7 protein-coding genes, 1 tRNA gene and 1 pseudogene are annotated in these 16929 nt (G+C 71.2%); all 9 read left to right on the top strand.

Annotation, left to right across the window (positions count from 1 at the left end; genetic code table 11):
* Positions 1-72: 72 nt before the first annotated feature.
* The 9 genes and pseudogenes from topA (at position 73) to ABTX78_RS29020 (ending at position 16875) form a co-directional block, all read left to right on the top strand.
* Positions 73-2910: a type I DNA topoisomerase gene (topA, locus tag ABTX78_RS29060; RefSeq protein WP_352209740.1), complete on the top strand. Its 2838-nt coding sequence runs from the start codon at positions 73-75 to the stop codon at positions 2908-2910.
* Between the two features lie 285 nt (positions 2911-3195).
* Positions 3196-6300, top strand: coding sequence for a dTMP kinase (gene tmk / locus ABTX78_RS29055; RefSeq protein WP_352209739.1), 3105 nt, complete (start codon positions 3196-3198; stop codon positions 6298-6300).
* Between the two features lie 178 nt (positions 6301-6478).
* Positions 6479-7684 carry a DNA polymerase III subunit delta' gene (locus tag ABTX78_RS29050; protein ID WP_352209738.1) on the top strand — a complete coding sequence of 402 codons (1206 nt, stop codon included), beginning with the start codon at positions 6479-6481 and terminating at the stop codon, positions 7682-7684.
* Positions 7685-7817: 133 nt separating this feature from the next.
* A complete protein-coding gene (locus ABTX78_RS29045; RefSeq protein WP_352209737.1) occupies positions 7818-9359 on the top strand; it encodes an alpha/beta hydrolase in 1542 nt (513 codons plus the stop codon).
* Between the two features lie 140 nt (positions 9360-9499).
* Positions 9500-9573, top strand: a tRNA-Thr gene (locus tag ABTX78_RS29040).
* A gap of 970 nt (positions 9574-10543) precedes the next feature.
* Positions 10544-10954, top strand: a complete 411-nt coding sequence (locus ABTX78_RS29035) for a hypothetical protein (protein WP_352209736.1) — start codon at positions 10544-10546, stop codon at positions 10952-10954.
* A pseudogene (locus tag ABTX78_RS29030) lies at positions 10951-11603 on the top strand (hypothetical protein). The gene ABTX78_RS29035 and the pseudogene ABTX78_RS29030 overlap by 4 nt, the downstream one beginning before the upstream one ends.
* A gap of 2 nt (positions 11604-11605) precedes the next feature.
* Positions 11606-16405 (top strand): putative T7SS-secreted protein, encoded by a 4800-nt coding sequence (locus tag ABTX78_RS29025; RefSeq protein WP_352209735.1) that lies wholly within the window; start codon positions 11606-11608, stop codon positions 16403-16405.
* Positions 16393-16875, top strand: a complete 483-nt coding sequence (locus ABTX78_RS29020; protein ID WP_352209734.1) for a hypothetical protein — start codon at positions 16393-16395, stop codon at positions 16873-16875. The genes ABTX78_RS29025 and ABTX78_RS29020 overlap by 13 nt, the downstream gene beginning before the upstream one ends.
* Positions 16876-16929 lie beyond the last annotated feature (54 nt).

Below are 16929 nucleotides of genomic sequence, written 5' to 3'. Positions count from 1 at the left end.
CCACAGCAGTGCGCCGACCGTGCCGTACCACCGTGAGCGCCCATCGAGCGTCGACCGGAGAGAAGAGCGAAGTTGTCCCCGACCAGCGAGACCGCACAGGGCGGCCGCCGACTCGTGATCGTCGAGTCGCCTGCCAAGGCGAAGACGATCAAGGGCTATCTCGGCCCCGGCTATGTCGTCGAGGCGAGTGTCGGGCACATCCGCGACCTCCCGAACGGCGCGGCCGAGGTCCCCGAGAAGTACACCGGTGAGGTCCGTCGCCTCGGAGTCGACGTCGAGCACGACTTCCAGCCGATCTATGTCGTCAACGCCGACAAGAAGGCCCAGGTCAGAAAGCTCAAGGAGCAGCTCGCCGAATCCGACGAGCTCTACCTCGCCACCGATGAGGACCGCGAGGGCGAAGCCATCGCGTGGCACCTGCTGGAAGTCCTGAAGCCCAAGGTCCCCGTTCACCGGATGGTCTTCCACGAGATCACCAAGGACGCGATCCGCGACGCCGTCGCCAACCCGCGCGAGCTCAACCAGCGCATGGTCGACGCCCAGGAGACCCGCCGCATCCTCGACCGCCTCTACGGCTACGAGGTCTCGCCGGTCCTGTGGAAAAAGGTCATGCCCCGGCTGTCCGCCGGCCGTGTGCAGTCCGTCGCCACCCGCCTCGTCGTCGAGCGGGAGCGCGAGCGCATCGCTTTCCGTTCCGCCGAGTACTGGGATCTGACGGGCACGTTCTCCACCGGCCGCGCCGGTGACGCCTCCGATCCCTCGACGCTCACCGCCCGCCTGAACACGGTCGACGGGCAGCGCGTCGCCCAGGGCCGCGACTTCGGTTCGGACGGCCGGCTCAAGTCGTCGCAGGTGCTCCACCTCGACGAGGCGAACGCCCGCTCGCTGGCCGCCGCCCTCGAGAACGCCACGTTCGCGGTCCGCTCGGTCGAGTCCAAGCCGTACCGCCGGTCCCCGTACGCCCCGTTCCGTACGACGACGCTGCAGCAGGAGGCGTCCCGCAAGCTCGGCTTCGGGGCCAAGGCCACCATGCAGGTCGCGCAGAAGCTGTATGAGAACGGCTTCATCACCTATATGCGTACGGACTCCACCACGCTCTCGGACACCGCCGTCTCGGCGGCCCGGGCGCAGGTCACGCAGCTGTACGGCGCCAACTACCTGCCCGACAAGCCGCGGGTCTACGCCGGCAAGGTCAAGAACGCGCAGGAGGCGCACGAGGCGATTCGTCCTTCGGGTGATCGTTTCCGCACCCCGGCCGAGACCGGCCTGACGGGCGACCAGTTCAAGCTCTACGAGCTGATCTGGAAGCGGACCGTCGCCTCCCAGATGAAGGACGCGATCGGTAACTCCGTCACCGTGAAGATCGGCGGAGTCTCCAGTGACGGCCGGGACGCCGAGTTCACCGCGTCCGGCAAGACCATCACCTTCCACGGCTTCATGAAGGCGTACGTGGAAGGCGCCGACGACCCGAACGCCGAGCTCGACGACCGCGAGCGCAGGCTGCCGCAGGTCGCCGAGGGTGACGCGCTCACGTCCGAGGAGATCTCGGTCGACGGTCACGCCACCAAGCCGCCCGCCCGCTACACCGAGGCCTCGCTGGTCAAGGAGCTGGAAGAGCGCGAGATCGGCCGCCCGTCGACGTACGCCTCGATCATCGGCACCATCCTCGACCGCGGCTATGTGTTCAAGAAGGGGACGGCGCTCGTGCCGTCGTTCCTGAGCTTCGCCGTGGTCAACCTGCTGGAGAAGCACTTCGGCCGGCTCGTCGACTACGACTTCACCGCGCGCATGGAGGACGACCTCGACCGCATCGCGCGGGGCGAGGCGCAGGCCGTGCCGTGGCTGCGGCGCTTCTACTTCGGTGAGGGCGACGACAAGGGTGCCGCGTCCGCCGCGGGCAACGGCGACGGCGACCACCTCGGTGGCCTCAAGGAACTGGTGACCGACCTCGGCGCCATCGACGCCCGGGAGATCTCCAGCTTCCCGGTCGGCAGCGCGATCGTGCTGCGTGTCGGCCGCTACGGCCCGTACATCGAGCGTGGCGAGAAGGACTCCGAGGGCCACCAGCGCGCCGACGTCCCCGACGACCTGGCGCCGGACGAGCTCACCGTCGAGTACGCGGAGGAGCTGCTGGCCAAGCCGAGCGGTGACTTCGCGCTCGGCACCGATCCGTCGACGGGCCACGAGATCGTCGCGAAGGACGGGCGCTACGGCCCGTACGTCACCGAGGTCCTTCCCGAGGGCACCCCGAAGACCGGCAAGAACGCGGTCAAGCCGCGCACCGCCTCGCTCTTCAAGTCGATGTCCCTGGACACCGTGACCCTCGAGGACGCGCTGAAGCTGATGTCGCTGCCGCGGATCGTCGGCGCCGACAGCGAGGGCGTGGAGATCACCGCGCAGAACGGCCGGTACGGCCCCTATCTGAAGAAGGGCACGGACTCGCGCTCCCTGGAGACCGAGGACCAGCTCTTCAACATCACGCTGGAAGAGGCTCTCGCGATCTACGCGCAGCCGAAGCAGCGTGGCCGCGCCGCCGCCAAGCCGCCGCTCAAGGAGCTGGGCACCGACCCGGTCAGCGAGCGGCCCGTGGTGGTCAAGGACGGCCGCTTCGGGCCGTACGTCACCGACGGTGAGACGAACGCGACCCTGCGGACAGGCGACAGCGTCGAGGAGATCACGCCGGAGCGCGGTTACGAGCTCCTCGCCGAGAAGCGCGCCAAGGGTCCCGCCAAGAAGACGGCGAAGAAGGCCCCGGCCAAGAAGGCGCCGGCGAAGAAGACGGCCGCGAAGAAGACCGCGGCCAAGAAGACGACCACCGCGAAGAAAACGGCGGCGAAGAAGACGGTCGCCAAGAAGTCGGCGGCGACGGCGAGGACGACCTCCGCGCCGACCGCGTCCTCGGACGAGTAGGCCGACAGCTCAAGTAGATCGAGTAGGACGGGTCGGGCTGCGGTCGCGGACCGTGGCCTGATCCGGTCCGGGTGGGTCCGGTTCGGTTCGTCGTCCTCGGACGAGTGGGTGGTCGGTCGCGGACCGCCGGCCCATCCGGTTCGTTCGGCTTCGTGTGCTTTCCGTACGGATTCGCGGGGGCGCCGTGTGCGGGTGTGCGGAAGGCGGATGCCGACCCCCTGTACAAAGCGCCCGTTTGTTCGGACGGGCCTCCTGGGAGTCGTACGCTCCGGATAGGCTGGGCGGATGACGCGAGCCGAGCAGCCAGCCGAGCAGCAGGCGGTCGTGAGCACCGCCTCAGAGACTGCCTCAGACTCCGACACCCTTGCCGCAGACTCCCGTGAGCGCGCTGTACGCGCTCTCCTGCGCCTCCCTCCCCTGAGGAGACTCTGGAACGCGCAGATCGTCGGCGGCATCGGCGACGCCCTTTCCGTGTTCGCCCTTCTGCTGCTGACCCTTCAGGCGGCGGTGCTGGCGGGCACGTTCGGCGACGGTTACCGCGGCGCGGCGTTCGCCGTCGCCGCCGTCCTCGGCGCCCGCGTCCTCGCCACGCTGCTCTTCGGAGCCGTTCTGCTGGGTCCGCTGACGACCCTCACCTCGCCCAAGGGCCCGCTCGACCGCCGCTGGACCATGATCGGGGCGGACGGACTGCGGGCCGTTCTGCTGATCGTCGCCCCGCTGTGGGTGGACTGGACCCTCGACAACGCGGCGACGATCCTGCTGATCACCGTGTTCGTCACGGGAGTTGCCGAGCGTTTCTGGACCGTCGCCCGTGACGGTGCCGCGCCCGCGCTGCTGCCCGCCCCTCCGCCGGAGGGCGCGGCGGTACGCCCGCTGCCCGACCACCTCGACGCGCTGCGCCGGCTCTGGCTGCGCACCGGTTTCGCCGTCATCCCCCTCGGCGCCGCGGTGCTGCTGGTCGCCACCCTGATCGGCAACCTCCTCGCCACCGGCCTGGAATGGTTCTCGCTGCACCAGGCGGCCCTCGGGTCGTACGTCGCCGCCGGACTCTTCGCCGCCTCCGTGTCGACGCTGTACTTCATCGAGCTGCCGGGCTCCGCGACGCCGAGGCCGCGTTCGCCGCTCGAAGGGCTGCGGCGCCCGTCCACCGGGGGCGTCATCGACAAGGGACGCACCGGAGCCATACCGCTGTTCGTCGTCGCCTGCGCCGCGGTCGCCGCGGCGATCTCGTCGGCCGTCGCCGTCGCCGTCCTGCACGCCGTCGACCTCGGCGGCGGACCGGTCGCCTTCGCCCTGCTGGTTCTCGTGCTGACCGGCGGCACGGGACTGGGCATCCGGGCCGCCGCGTCCGTACTGCCGTCGCTCTCGCGCCGCCGCCTCCTCGTCCTGGCCCTCACGGTCACCGGAGTGGCGCTGCTCGCGATGGGGCTCGTGCCCGACACGGCCACCGTGCTGCTGCTCGCGCTGCTCGCGGGCTTCTCGGCCGGAGTGGCCGCGAACATCGGCCACACACTCATCGACCAGGAGACGGAGGACTTCCGCCGGGCCCGGCTCACCGAGCACCTCCAGGCCGTCGTCCGGGTCGCCATCGCCGTCGGCGCGGTCGCGGCCCCGCTGCTCGCCGCGGCCATCGGGCCGCACCGGCTGGCGAGCGGTGACTTCGTCTTCGCCCACGGCGGCGCCGGCTTCACCCTGATGCTGGTGGGCGCGCTCCTGCTGCCCGTCGCCGCGATCGTCCTCGCGAAAACCGACGACCGCTCCGGCGTGCCGCTGCGCCGCGACCTGCGCGACGCGCTGCGCGGCGGGGCCGACCCGGCGGTGGCACCCGCCGGCACCGGGTTCTTCATCGCGATAGAGGGCGGCGACGGAGCCGGGAAGTCCACCCAGGTCGAGGCCCTCGCCCAGTGGATCCGCGCCAAGGGCCACGAGGTCGTCGTCACCCGCGAGCCGGGCGCGACACCGGTCGGCAAGCGGCTGCGGTCCATCCTGCTCGACGTCTCGTCCGCCGGACTGTCGAACCGCGCCGAGGCACTGCTGTACGCCGCGGACCGCGCCGAACACGTCGGATCGGTCGTCCGGCCCGCCCTGGAACGCGGCGCCATCGTCATCTCCGACCGCTACATCGACTCCTCCGTCGCCTACCAGGGCGCCGGTCGCGACCTGTCGCCGACCGAGATCGCCCGGATCTCGCGCTGGGCCACGGACGGGCTCGTGCCGCATCTGACGGTGCTGCTCGACGTCTCGCCGGAGGCCGCGCGGGAACGCTTCACGGAGGCGCCGGACCGGCTGGAGTCCGAGCCGGCGGAGTTCCACCAGCGGGTGCGGTCGGGCTTCCTGACGCTCGCCGCCGCCGACCCGGGGCGCTATCTGGTGGTGGACGCCGGCCAGGAGCCGGAGGCCGTCACCACCGTCGTACGCCACCGCCTCGACCAGCTGCTGCCCCTGTCCGACGCCGAGATCAAGGCGAAGGAGGAGGCCCGCAGGGCGGCCGAGGAGGAAGCCCGCCGCAAGGCCGAGGAAGAGGCCGCGCGCAAGGCGGAGGAGGAGCGGCTCGAGCGCGAGCGCCAGGAACAGCTGGCCAAGCTCCGTGCCGAGGAGGAGGAGCGCAAGCGCCGCGAGCTGGAGGAGGCGCGGCAGCGCGAGGCCGAACGGCAGGCGGAGGAGGCCCGGCAGCGCGCCGAGGAGGCGCGACGCCGCGCGGAGGAGGAACGCCGACGCCGCGAGGCCGAGGAGAAGACCCGCCGCGAGGAGGAAGAGCGTCGGCGCAAGCAGGCTGAGGAGGAAGCCCGGCTGCGGGCCGAGGCCGACGAGCGTCGTCTGGAGAAGCAGCGCAAGGCCGAGGAGGCCCTGCTGCGGGCGGAGGAAGCGCGCCGGCTGGCGGAGGCGGCGGCAGCGGCCGCCGTGCCGGCCGCCGAGGTGACGGCTCCGACACCCGTGGTGCGGCCGGACGAGGTGACGCAGGAGGTGCCGCAGCCTCCGGCGGCCGCGGCGGACGAGACAGCGGTTCTTCCGCCGGTGCGGGACAACGACGAGACGGCTGTGCTGCGGCCGGTGCGGGACGCGGAGGAGACGGCGGTCATTCGTCCGGTTCCGCCGGTGCGGGATGCGGACGAGACCGCGGTGATTCCGCCGGTGCGGGACGCGGACGAGACGGCCGTGCTCCCGCCGGTGCGGGGCCAGGAGCCGGTGCAGGACCGCGGGCCCGTGCAGGAGAGCGGCTCGGACCGTACACGCGAGCTCCCGCAGGTCGACCCGGCGACGGGCCGCCCGCGACGGCGTTCGGACTGGGCGGAGGAGACCCCGCTGGACGATCTGCCGACACTGGCGGACGAACTGCTGGGTCCGCACGACGAGGACGACAACGGGCGCCGGGGGCGCGGCGGCCGCTGAGGCGTGTTGTCGCCATCTCCGTCCGGGAGCCGGGTTCGCCCCGGCTCCCGGACGGAGACGGCCCTTGCGATGCCGGTCCTGTGCGGCGGTTCTCGTACTCACGCCATCGAGCGCGTGCGCCGAGTGTCGGACCCCTGCCCCACAATGGGAGCCCCAGGACAAAGGCAGGTGACGGCACATGACCGTGTGGGACGAACTGGTCGGACAGGACCGGGTGCAGGCGCAGCTCGGTGCCGCCGCGCAGGACGCCGACACCCTGGTCAGTGCCGAGTCCCGCGGTGAAGCCGCCCCCGACGCCTCAAAGATGACCCACGCCTGGCTGTTCACCGGCCCGCCGGGATCGGGGCGGTCCACCGCGGCGCGTGCGTTCGCCGCCGCGCTCCAGTGCGTCAGCCCCGACCGGGCCCTCGGCGCGGCACCCGGATGCGGCTTCTGCGACGGCTGTCACACCGCCCTCGTGGGCACGCATGCCGATGTCGACGTCGTCCGCACCGACATGCTGTCCATCGGCGTCAAGGAGACCCGCGAGCTGGTTCGCCGCGCCCAGCTCTCCCCTGCCGTCGGCCGCTGGCAGGTGATCATCCTGGAGGACGCCGACCGGCTGACCGAGGGCGCCGGCAATGTCCTGCTGAAGGCCGTGGAGGAGCCCGCACCCCGCACCGTGTGGCTGCTGTGCGCGCCGTCGCTGGAGGACGTGCTGCCGACCATCCGCTCGCGCTGCCGCCACCTCACCCTGCGGACACCGCCGGTCGACGCCGTCGCCGACGTGCTGATCCGGCGGGACGGCATCGAGCCCGGCGTGGCGGCCGCGGCCGCGCGGGCCACGCAGGGCCACATCGGGCGGGCGCGCCGGCTCGCGACCGATGAGAAGGCCCGGGCGCGCAGGGCCACCGTGCTCAAGCTGCCGCTGCGCGTGGATGACGTCGGAGGCTGTCTGAAGGCCGCGCAGGAACTGATCGACGCCGCGGCCGAGGACGCCAAGCAGGTCGCCGACGAGGTCGACACCAAGGAGACCGAGGAACTGAAGGCGGCCCTCGGCGCGGCGCAGGGCGGACGAATGCCCCGCGGCACCGCGGGCGTGATGAAGGACCTGGAGGACCGGCAGAAGCGCCGCAAGACACGTACGCAGCGCGACACCCTGGACCTCGCCCTCAGCGACCTGACCGGCTTCTACCGCGATGTCCTCGCGCTGCAGCTCGGCTCCGGGATCGCGATCGCCAACGGAGACGTACAGGACTCGCTGGACCGGATCGCCGGATCGTCCACCCCCGAGCGCACCCTGCGCCGGATAGAGGCGATCACCGCGTGCCGAGAGGCGCTGGAGGCGAACGTGGCACCTCTGCTGGCGGTCGAGGCGATGACGATGGCGCTGCGGGCGGGCTGACCGGGCGGGACGGCGGCCTCGTCGTCGCGCCGGACGACGGTCCCGGACGGTGGACAGGGCCGTCCGTGGTTGACCGGCTCACTCGTCAGCGCGCGGACGGGCATCTTCCGGTCTCGTCGCCTACGCTCCGGGCATGGACACAAGGCGCTGGTTCCGCAACTCCGCCCTCGCGCTGGCCACCGCCGGCCTGCTGATCTCCGGCTGTACGGACGGTGATTCGTCCACCAGCGCCGCCGGGTCCACACCGGGCGGCGGCCCGGCTCCGAGTGCCGCTCTCCAGCCGTACTACGCGCAGAAGCTGACGTGGCGGGCCTGCGGAGTCGAGGGGTTCGAGTGCTCCACGATGAAGGCCCCCCTCGACTACGCCAAGCCGGACGGCGACTCCGTGAAGCTGGCTGTCGCCCGTAAGAAGGCCACGGGCCCCGGTAAGCGTCTCGGCTCGCTCCAGGTCAACCCGGGCGGGCCCGGCGGCTCGGCGATCGGCTATCTCCAGAGCTACGCGGGCGTCGGCTATCCCGCGCCGGTCCGCGCCCAGTACGACATGGTCGCCATCGACCCCCGCGGGGTCGCCCGCAGCGAACCGGTCGAGTGCCTCACGGGCAAGGAGATGGACGCGTACACGCAGGTCGACCAGACCCCCGACGACGCCGCAGAGGCGACCAAGTTGTCCGCGGCGCTCAAGAACTTCGCGGCGGGCTGCGAGCAGCGTTCCGGCAAGATCCTCCCGCATGTGTCCACGGTGGACGCGGCGCGTGACATGGACATCCTGCGGTCCGCGCTGGGCGACAAGAAGCTCTCGTACGTCGGGGCTTCGTACGGCACCTTCCTCGGCGCCACGTACGCCGAGCTGTTCCCCGACCGCACCGGCCGTCTCGTCCTCGACGGCGCGATGGACCCCTCGCTGCCGTCGCGGCAGATGAACCGCGACCAGACCGCCGGCTTCGAGACGGCGTTCCAGTCCTTCGCCGCCGACTGCGTCGAGCAGCCGGACTGCCCGCTCGGCAACACGTCCGCCGCCGACGCGTCCACCCGCCTCAAGGCCTTCTTCACCCGGCTCGACGCCAAGCCCGTCCCGACCGGCGAGAGCCGCGCGCTGGGCGAGTCGCTGGCGACGACGGGCGTGATCGCCGCGATGTACGACGAGGCGGCCTGGCCGCAGCTCCGTCAGGCCCTCACCGACGCGATGGCGGGCCAGGGCGCGCCGCTCCTGTCCCTGGCGGACAGCTACTACGAGCGCGAGGGCGACGGCTCGTACGCGAACCTGATGTACGCCAACGCCGCCGTGAACTGCGTGGACATGCCCCCGGCCTTCGGCGGCCCGGCGGCGGTCCAGTCCGCCCTCCCGGAGTTCGAGAAGGCGTCCCCGGTCTTCGGCCGCGGCTTCGCCTGGGCCTCGCTGAACTGCGCGTACTGGCCGGTCCCCGCCACGGGCAAGCCGCACCGCATCGAGGCGAAGGGAGCGGCTCCCATCGTCGTGGTCGGCACCACGCGCGACCCGGCGACCCCCTACAAGTGGGCGCAGGGGCTGGCCGGCCAGCTCTCGTCGGGCACGCTGCTGACGTACGAGGGCGACGGACACACGGCGTACGGGCGGGGCAGCGACTGCGTGGACACGGCGATCAACACCTACCTGCTGGAGGGCACCGCCCCGCCGAAGAACAAGACCTGCAGCTGACGCGGGGCGGCGGCTGACCCGGGGGCCTCGGCCGGGGCTCCCGGGAGGTGGTTCGGGGCACCCGAAACAACCCTGTAGACTTGGCGCCGCTGCTGATGCGAACGTGTTCTCGCCAGGACGAGTATCGCTGCAGGCAGCATGCCGCCTTAGCTCAGTTGGCCAGAGCAACGCACTCGTAATGCGTAGGTCTCGGGTTCGAATCCCGAAGGCGGCTCTGTGGAAGCCCCAGGACTCACTCGCCGTGACCTGGGGCTTTTGCTTTTGCCGGATGGGCCGCCGCCGTCGGGGGTGGCCCGCGCGGCGGTCCCCAGTCTCGGTCCCGGTCTCAGCTGCTCAGGTGCAGATGCGGCGGCTCCCGTCGTCCGGGCGACGGTTCCATTCCTTCCAGAGGTGTGCTGGGCCGCTTGCATCGCGTCGGTCGCCGCCTTCGTCACCTTGCGGCGGCCACCGGGTATTCCCCCCTTCCGCCGTACGATTCCCAACTCCTCGACCGTCGCTGGGCGTTCCGCTCCAGGGCCTTGCCCGTCGGCGACGACTCTGCGGCACTCTCGTGAAGAGGGCGGAAGGAGCACCTGTGGACGTCGTTCTGGACCCACCCCGTGGCGTCGGACCCGTGGGCTGGAGATGTTCCTCGACGAAGCGGTCACCGCGATCTCCCCGTGGGCCACACGAGGTCGAGCACGATGGAGAGGAGAACACGATCCACACCTCCTGCGGCGACGTGCGCGTCAACGTCCTGCTGGAGGGGGCGGGCAGGGCAGTGACCGCCGTCGAGCTGTGGTGGCCGGGTGAGGGCCGTGCGGGTCCTCCTCGACGGCGACGTCGTCTTCGTCACCCGCGCCGAGGACCTGTTCCGGCGGGCGGCCCGGCGCGGCTGGGCCGTCGATGCGTCCGAGGCCGAGTACCCCTTCGTCCCCCGTGTCTCCCTCGGCTTCACCCGGCTGACCGATAAGAGGTGCCCCGCACCGCACGAGGGCTTCCGGTCCATGTCACCTCGGTCCTGGTCGCCGGCGAGAGCTCCTACGACTTCCGGTGACGCCGGGCCTGCGTCCGTGGTTCATCCGGTGTGCGGGGGAGGCGAGTTGCGGGACGGGGGACCTGAGTGAAGCGACGCGAGAACCGTCTGGCCCGGGATGCGCGTCTTGCTCTACGGTGCCATCAGCCACGATCACGGGGAGGGGTCCGTGGAGCAGCCCAGGACAGCGTTGGCGGAGCGAATAGCCGAACAGCGGGCGGGGGTTGGTGATCCGCGGGCGCTGGTCGGTGAGATGCGGCGCTCGGTCCTGCTCGTACCGACGGCCGAGGGTGGTCTGTGGAGCGCCCGTTCCGGCGGGGTGCGATGGATCTGCGGATTCACCGACGAGGCCGCCCTGGCCCGGTTCGCCCTCCACCACGGGTCGGGTGACCGGCCCTGGGAGTTCGCGGCGTTGCTGGGGGCGCGGATCGTGGACGAGGTCGTGCCGTCGCTGGACGAGCCTGCCGGGCTGGCGGTCGACATCGCGACCGAGGACGGGTCGATGTTCTTCCCGCCGGTCGCTGGGATCGTGCCGGACGGTGTCGCGCTGGACGTGGACGCGGAAGGGAACGCGCGGTGAGCGGCGGGGGCGGGGAGCTCGCCTTCGACAAGGCGTCCGTCGCCAAGTTCACGAAGGGCGTGGGCGTGACCATCGACCAGCTCGGTGAACTCGGCGGAGCCACCGGTTCGGTGATGGGCAAGGGCTTCTCGGGACTGTCGATGACCGGGATGGAGGCCGGGCACCACGGGCTCTCGGTCGACTTCGAGGACTTCTGCGAGCGGTGGGAGTGGGGCGTGCGCGCCCTGGTGAGCGACGCCAGATCGCGAACCGTCTGGGTCTGGCGGCGGGCACCCAGTGGGAGCACGACCAGTACGTCGAGGGCGCGTTGAAGGTGGGCGTCAACTCCGTGATGGGTGGTAACCCGCACGCCACGGAGGAGGAGATCACCCAGCAGGGCTGGGGCGACGTGTTCACGCCGGACTACCTGAAACCGGACTGGAGCGCGGAGTCGTTCGACAAGGCCGGTCAGGAAATGGGCCAGACCTGGAAGGACACCGGCCGCACGGTGCTCACCGAGGGCCAGGGCGGCCGGCAGTCCGACATGCTCAACGACGCGCTCGGCGTATCCGACGAAGAGTTCGACCGGGCGCTGGACGACACCTTCGGCCCATCGCCGGAGGAGCGTGCCCAGCAGGCGCAGCAGCAGGGTGAGTCCGGGGGGAACTGACCATGGGCATCGGCGACTTCATCAGTGACATCACGCCCGACTCGGTCGAGGACGCGGTCGAGGACGGGGTCGAGTGGGCCGGCAACCGGGTCGAGGACGCCGGGAACTGGACCGCCGACCGGCTGGAGGACGTCGGCTGGGAGTCCGGTGCGGACTGGGTGCGCGAGCAGTCCCGTTCGGTCGCCAACCGGATGGGCGCCGAGGTCGACGAGATGGACCTCGGGCAGACCGAGGACAAGACCAAGCTGATCTACGGCAGCCCGGACAAGGCTCGCGCCACGGCCAAGACCCTCCGCGCCTTCCAGAATTCCTTCGACAGTGCCGGCGAGGGCCTCAAGGGCCTCGACTCCTCACAGCTCAAGGGCGAGGCTGCCGAGGCGCTGCGGGCGGCCGTGCGCACCCAGCCGCCCAAGTGGTTCACCGGTGCCGACGCCTGCGAGAAGGCCGCCTCCGCGCTGGAGGCGTTCGCCGGCACCGTGGTGTGGGCGCAGAACCAGGCGCAGACGGCGATCGACATGTGGAAGGCCGGCGTCAAGGCCTCCACCGACGCGGCCGACGCGCATCGCAAGAAGATCGACGACTACAACGGCGCGGTCGACCGCTACAACGCCCAGCCCGCCGACGAACGCAATCCGTCCACGCTGCCGCCCTGCCCGGCTCCGACGTTCGCCGATCCCGGCAAGAAGCTGATGAAGGACGCGCAGGACATCCTCGCCCAGGCCCGCCGCCAGCGGAACACGGCCGCGGAGACCGCACGCACCGCGGTCCGCGCCGCCCGCGACAAGGCTCCGGAGAAGCCTTCGTACGCCGATCAGTTGGGCGACGGGCTCCAGGAGCTGCAGATCATGGGGGACCACGTCGGCGGCGGCATCATCAAGGGCACCGCGGGCCTGGTGAACTTCGTCCGCGGGATCAACCCACTGGACCCGTACAACATCACGCACCCGGCCGAGTACGCCACCTCGCTCAACAGCCTCGCGGCGGGGCTGGTGGTCGCCGCCAACGACCCGGTCGGCACCGGCAAGCAGATGATCAGCGACTTCATGAAGGACCCCGCCGAGGGCTTCGGACGTCTGCTGCCCGACGCGGCGCTGACCGTGGCCACCGGCGGAGGCGGCGCGGCGGTGAAGGGCGTGCGCCTCGCCGCTGACATGGCCGACGCCGCGAAGGCGCGCAGGCTCATCGACGACGCCCCGAACGGCACCCACAACCGCCCCGACGGGAGTCGCACCGTCGTCGGCACCGACCCGGTGGACCTCGCCTCCGGCCGGATGTTCCTGCCGCAGACCGACTTCGTGCTGCCCGGCACGCTTCCGCTGGTCTTCACCCGCCGAACCGAGTCGGGCTGCACGGCCGGCCGGTTCCTCGGCCCGTCGTGGACCTCCACCGTCGACGAGCGTCTCGAGATCGACGCGGTCGGCGTCGTCCACGTCACCGCCGACGGGCTCCTCATCCCCTACCCGCACCCGGTGCCCGGCGCGCCCACCCTGCCGGAGACCGGCAGGGTGGGCACGCTGCTGGCCCGCGACGCCGACGGCGACTACACGGTCACCGACCCCGACACGGGCCTCGTCCGCCACTTCGCCGCCCCGTCCGGCAGCGAACCGGGCGGCGACGGCATCGCCTGGCTGAAGCGGACAGAAGACCGCCACGGCAACGCGTGGGCCGTGGAGCGCGCCGAGGACGGCATCCCGCTCGCCCTGACCTGTCCGGCGGGCCGGCTGGTCACCATCGCCGTGAGCGGCAGCCTGATCACCGGCCTGTCGTTGGCCGGAGCGGGCGAGGGCGGCGCGGACCTGCCCCTGATGAGCTACGGATACCAGGACGGCGACCTCACCGCCGTCACACGGCCCTCCGGTGCCACCACCGCCTTCGTCTACGACGACCGTCGCCGCGTCATCGCCTGGATCGACTCCAACGGAAGCCGCTACGACTACGTCTACGACGACCGCGACCGTGTCGTCGCGGAAGGTGGCGAGGCAGGACACGTCCAGGTCGCCCTGACGTACACCGAGGCGGACCCGGCGACAGGTCACCGCACCACCACGCTCACCACGGCCGACGGTCACGCCACCCGTCACCTGATCGACAGCCGCTGCCGGGTGGTGGCCACCACCGACCCACTCGGGCACACCAGCCGTTTCAGCTACGACACGCACGGCAATCTGCTCAGCCGTACCGACCCGCTCGGCCGCACCACCGCGTTCGCCTACGACGAGGACGGCCGTCTGCTCTCCGTCACACGGCCCGACGGAAGCGAACTGCGGACCGTCCGCGGTCCGTTCGGGCTGTCCACGGAGTTCCGCGGACTGGACGGCGCCCGCTGGCAACAGGAGTTCGACGCCCGCGGAAACCGCATCGCTGTCACCGACCCGGCCGGCTCCGCCACCCGGTACGCCTACGACGACCGGGGCCGGCTGACCACCGTCACCGATGCCCTCGGTGCCACCACCACGGTGCGCTGCGACGCCGCGGGCCTGCCGGTGGAGGTGACCGACCCGGCCGGCGGCGTCACCCAGCTGGAACGCGACGCCCTGGGCCGGACGGTGCGCACGACCGACCCGGTGGGCGGGGTCACGCGGATGGAATGGACCGCGGACGGCAGTCTCGCCCGCCGTATCGCCCCCGGCGGTGCCACCGAGTCGTGGACCTATGACGGAGAGGGCAACCGCCTCACCCACACCGACCCGATCGGTGGTGTCTCCCGCTTCGAGTACACCCACTTCGACCTGCTCACCGCCCGCACCCAACCCGACGGCGCACGCCATACCTTCGAGCACGACGCCGCCCTGCGGCTCACGAAGGTCACCGATCCCCAGGGCCTCACCTGGAACTACGAGTACGACGCCGCCGGCCGTCTCGTCTCCGAGACCGACTTCGACGGACGTACCCTCACCTACCGCTACGACGACGCGGGCCGGCTCACCGTCCGGACCGACGCCCTCGGCCGGACCGTCTCCTACGTCTACGACCAACTCGGCCGAGCGGTGAGCAAGGACGCCGCCGGTGCGGTGACCACCTACGCGTACGACCGGGCAGGACGCCTGCTCGAGGCGTCCGGCCCGGACAGCGAGGTCGCCTATGTCTACGACCGGCGGGGAAGGATCAAGACCGAACTCGTCGACGGCCGCGCGATGAACTACGCCTACGACAGGCTGGGCCGCCGCGTTCGCCGCACCACACCCACCGGCGCGGTCACCTCGTACGGTTACGACGCCGCCGGCCGTACCGCACGCATGACCGCCGGCGGACGCGAGGTCACCTTCACCCATGACGAGGCCGGACGGGAACTGGAGCGCGTCTTCGGCGGGACACTCGCCCTTTCTTCCGCGTGGGACGAGGCCGGACGGCTCTCCGCCCAGAGCCTGACCGCCGGCGACCGGCCCCTCAACCACCGCGGCTACTCCTACCGCGCCGACGGTCATCTCGCTTCTCTGACCGACGAGTTGTCCGGCCCACGCACCTTCGACCTGGACACGGTCGGCAGGGTCACCGCCGTCCACGCCCAGGACTGGACCGAGCGGTACGTGTACGACGCCGCCGGCAACCAGACGTCGGCCTCCTGGCCCGCCTCCCACCCGGGGCACGAGGCCGTCGGCCCCCGTGCCTACGCGGGCACCGCCGTCACCCGGGCCGGCGACGTCCGCTTCGAGCACGACGCCCTCGGCCGGGTCGTCCTCCGCCAGAAGACCCGTCTCTCCCGCAAGCCCGACACCTGGCGTTACGAGTGGGACGTCGAGAACCGCCTCACGTCCGTCATCACCCCCGACGGAAAACGGTGGAGGTACCGCTACGACCCGCTGGGCCGTCGCACCGCCAAGCAGCGCATCGCCGACGACGGCGAGAGCGTCGCGGAGGAGGTCCGTTTCTCCTGGGACGGCGGGACCCTGTGCGAACAGACGGTCCACACGCCGGACATCCCGCACGTGGTCGCCCTCACCTGGGACCACCGCGGTGTGATCCCGCTCTCCCAGACGGAACGTCTCCTCACCTCGGACGCCCGCCAGGAGGAGATCGACCGGCGCTTCTTCGCCATCGCCACCGACCTCGTGGGCACGCCCACCGAGCTGGTCGACGAATCCGGCGAGATCGCCTGGCATGCGAGAAGCACCCTCTGGGGCACCACCGCCTGGACCCGCTCCACGACCGCGTACACCCCGCTGCGCTTCCCCGGCCAGTACTACGATCCCGAAACCGGCCTCCACTACAACCTGTTCCGTCACTACGACCCGGCGACCGGCCGCTACACCTCCCCGGACCCCCTCGGCCTGGGGCCGTCGCCGAACCCGGTCGCCTACGTCCACAACCCGTTCACCGTCTGCGACCCCCTCGGCCTGTCGCCGTACTCGCAATTCAAGGGGCTGGGCTGGCTGACCGAGAAGCAGCTCGAACGCCCCTCGTTCCGGTACCAGCGGCTCGTCACCGACCAGAGCTACGAGCAGCAGTGGATCCTGCCGGACGGCAGGGAGGTCCATATCGACGGCGGTCCGCGTGACGGCTGGGTCACCGAGGCCAAGTGGACGGGCGGCGACAAGCACGGCGAGTGGGAGTCGTCCCCGTACAACCCCAATTTCGAGTTCTACAACGAGAGCCGGATCACCACGCAGACCGAGAAGCTGCTCGCCCTCAACGAGGATCTCGGGGGCAAGGGGGTTCGCTATATGGTGTCCAATGAATGGGGTGCCGCGCATGTGAACGACGTGCTGTCCAAGGCCTTCCCCGAGGCCTATGCGAGTGGGCAGCTCAAGGCGTATCACGTGCCCGGCAATGGCATGAGTGGGATGAGTTCATGGCTGCAGTGACCGCGATGCTGGAAGATCTCCGGGGCCTCGTCCCGCTGACCCCCGAGGGTGCGGCGGCGAGATTCACGGCCCAGGGGTGGACGCCCGGGGGCAAGCCCCGCGACGGGGTGGAGACGTCCTGGCGCAAGGACGGCATCCGGGGGTGGATCCAGACGTTCCGCAGCGGGGCGGTCCGCGTCTCGTTCGCCGTGTGGATCCGCGACGTCGACGAGTCGGGTTATTTCGACGACCTGGACGCCGTGTACGAGGAGGGCGAGCAGGTGCTGGCGGGGTTCCTCCCCGAGATCGAGGAATCCCCGCTCGCCGAACACCTCGTTCCGGCCGAGCAGACGGCGGCGGACAAGGACGAGTTCATCGCCGTGCGGAAATGGGTCCTGGAGGGCCGGATTCTGACCGCCGGTGTCGTCCAGCAGGACACCGATCTCCCGGTCATGGTCGTGGTGGCGCTGGAGCAGCCCGCGAGCGTCTGAAGCGTCTCCGCGCAGGGCGCCTCGCTGTCGTCCCTCCGCGACGACGCGATGCGC

This window comes from Streptomyces sp. NPDC096193, from assembly GCF_040302905.1.
GTDB lineage: Bacteria > Actinomycetota > Actinomycetes > Streptomycetales > Streptomycetaceae > Streptomyces.
This window is presented reverse-complemented; position numbering and strand designations above follow the sequence as displayed.

Coding starts and splice junctions, on each gene's coding strand:
- ABTX78_RS29045 (WP_352209737.1), top strand. CDS start 7,818: ATGGACACAAGGCGCTGGTTCCGCAACTCCGCCCTCGCGCTGGCCACC.
- tmk (WP_352209739.1), top strand. CDS start 3,196: ATGACGCGAGCCGAGCAGCCAGCCGAGCAGCAGGCGGTCGTGAGCACC.
- ABTX78_RS29050 (WP_352209738.1), top strand. CDS start 6,479: ATGACCGTGTGGGACGAACTGGTCGGACAGGACCGGGTGCAGGCGCAG.
- ABTX78_RS29020 (WP_352209734.1), top strand. CDS start 16,393: ATGGCTGCAGTGACCGCGATGCTGGAAGATCTCCGGGGCCTCGTCCCG.
- ABTX78_RS29025 (WP_352209735.1), top strand. CDS start 11,606: ATGGGCATCGGCGACTTCATCAGTGACATCACGCCCGACTCGGTCGAG.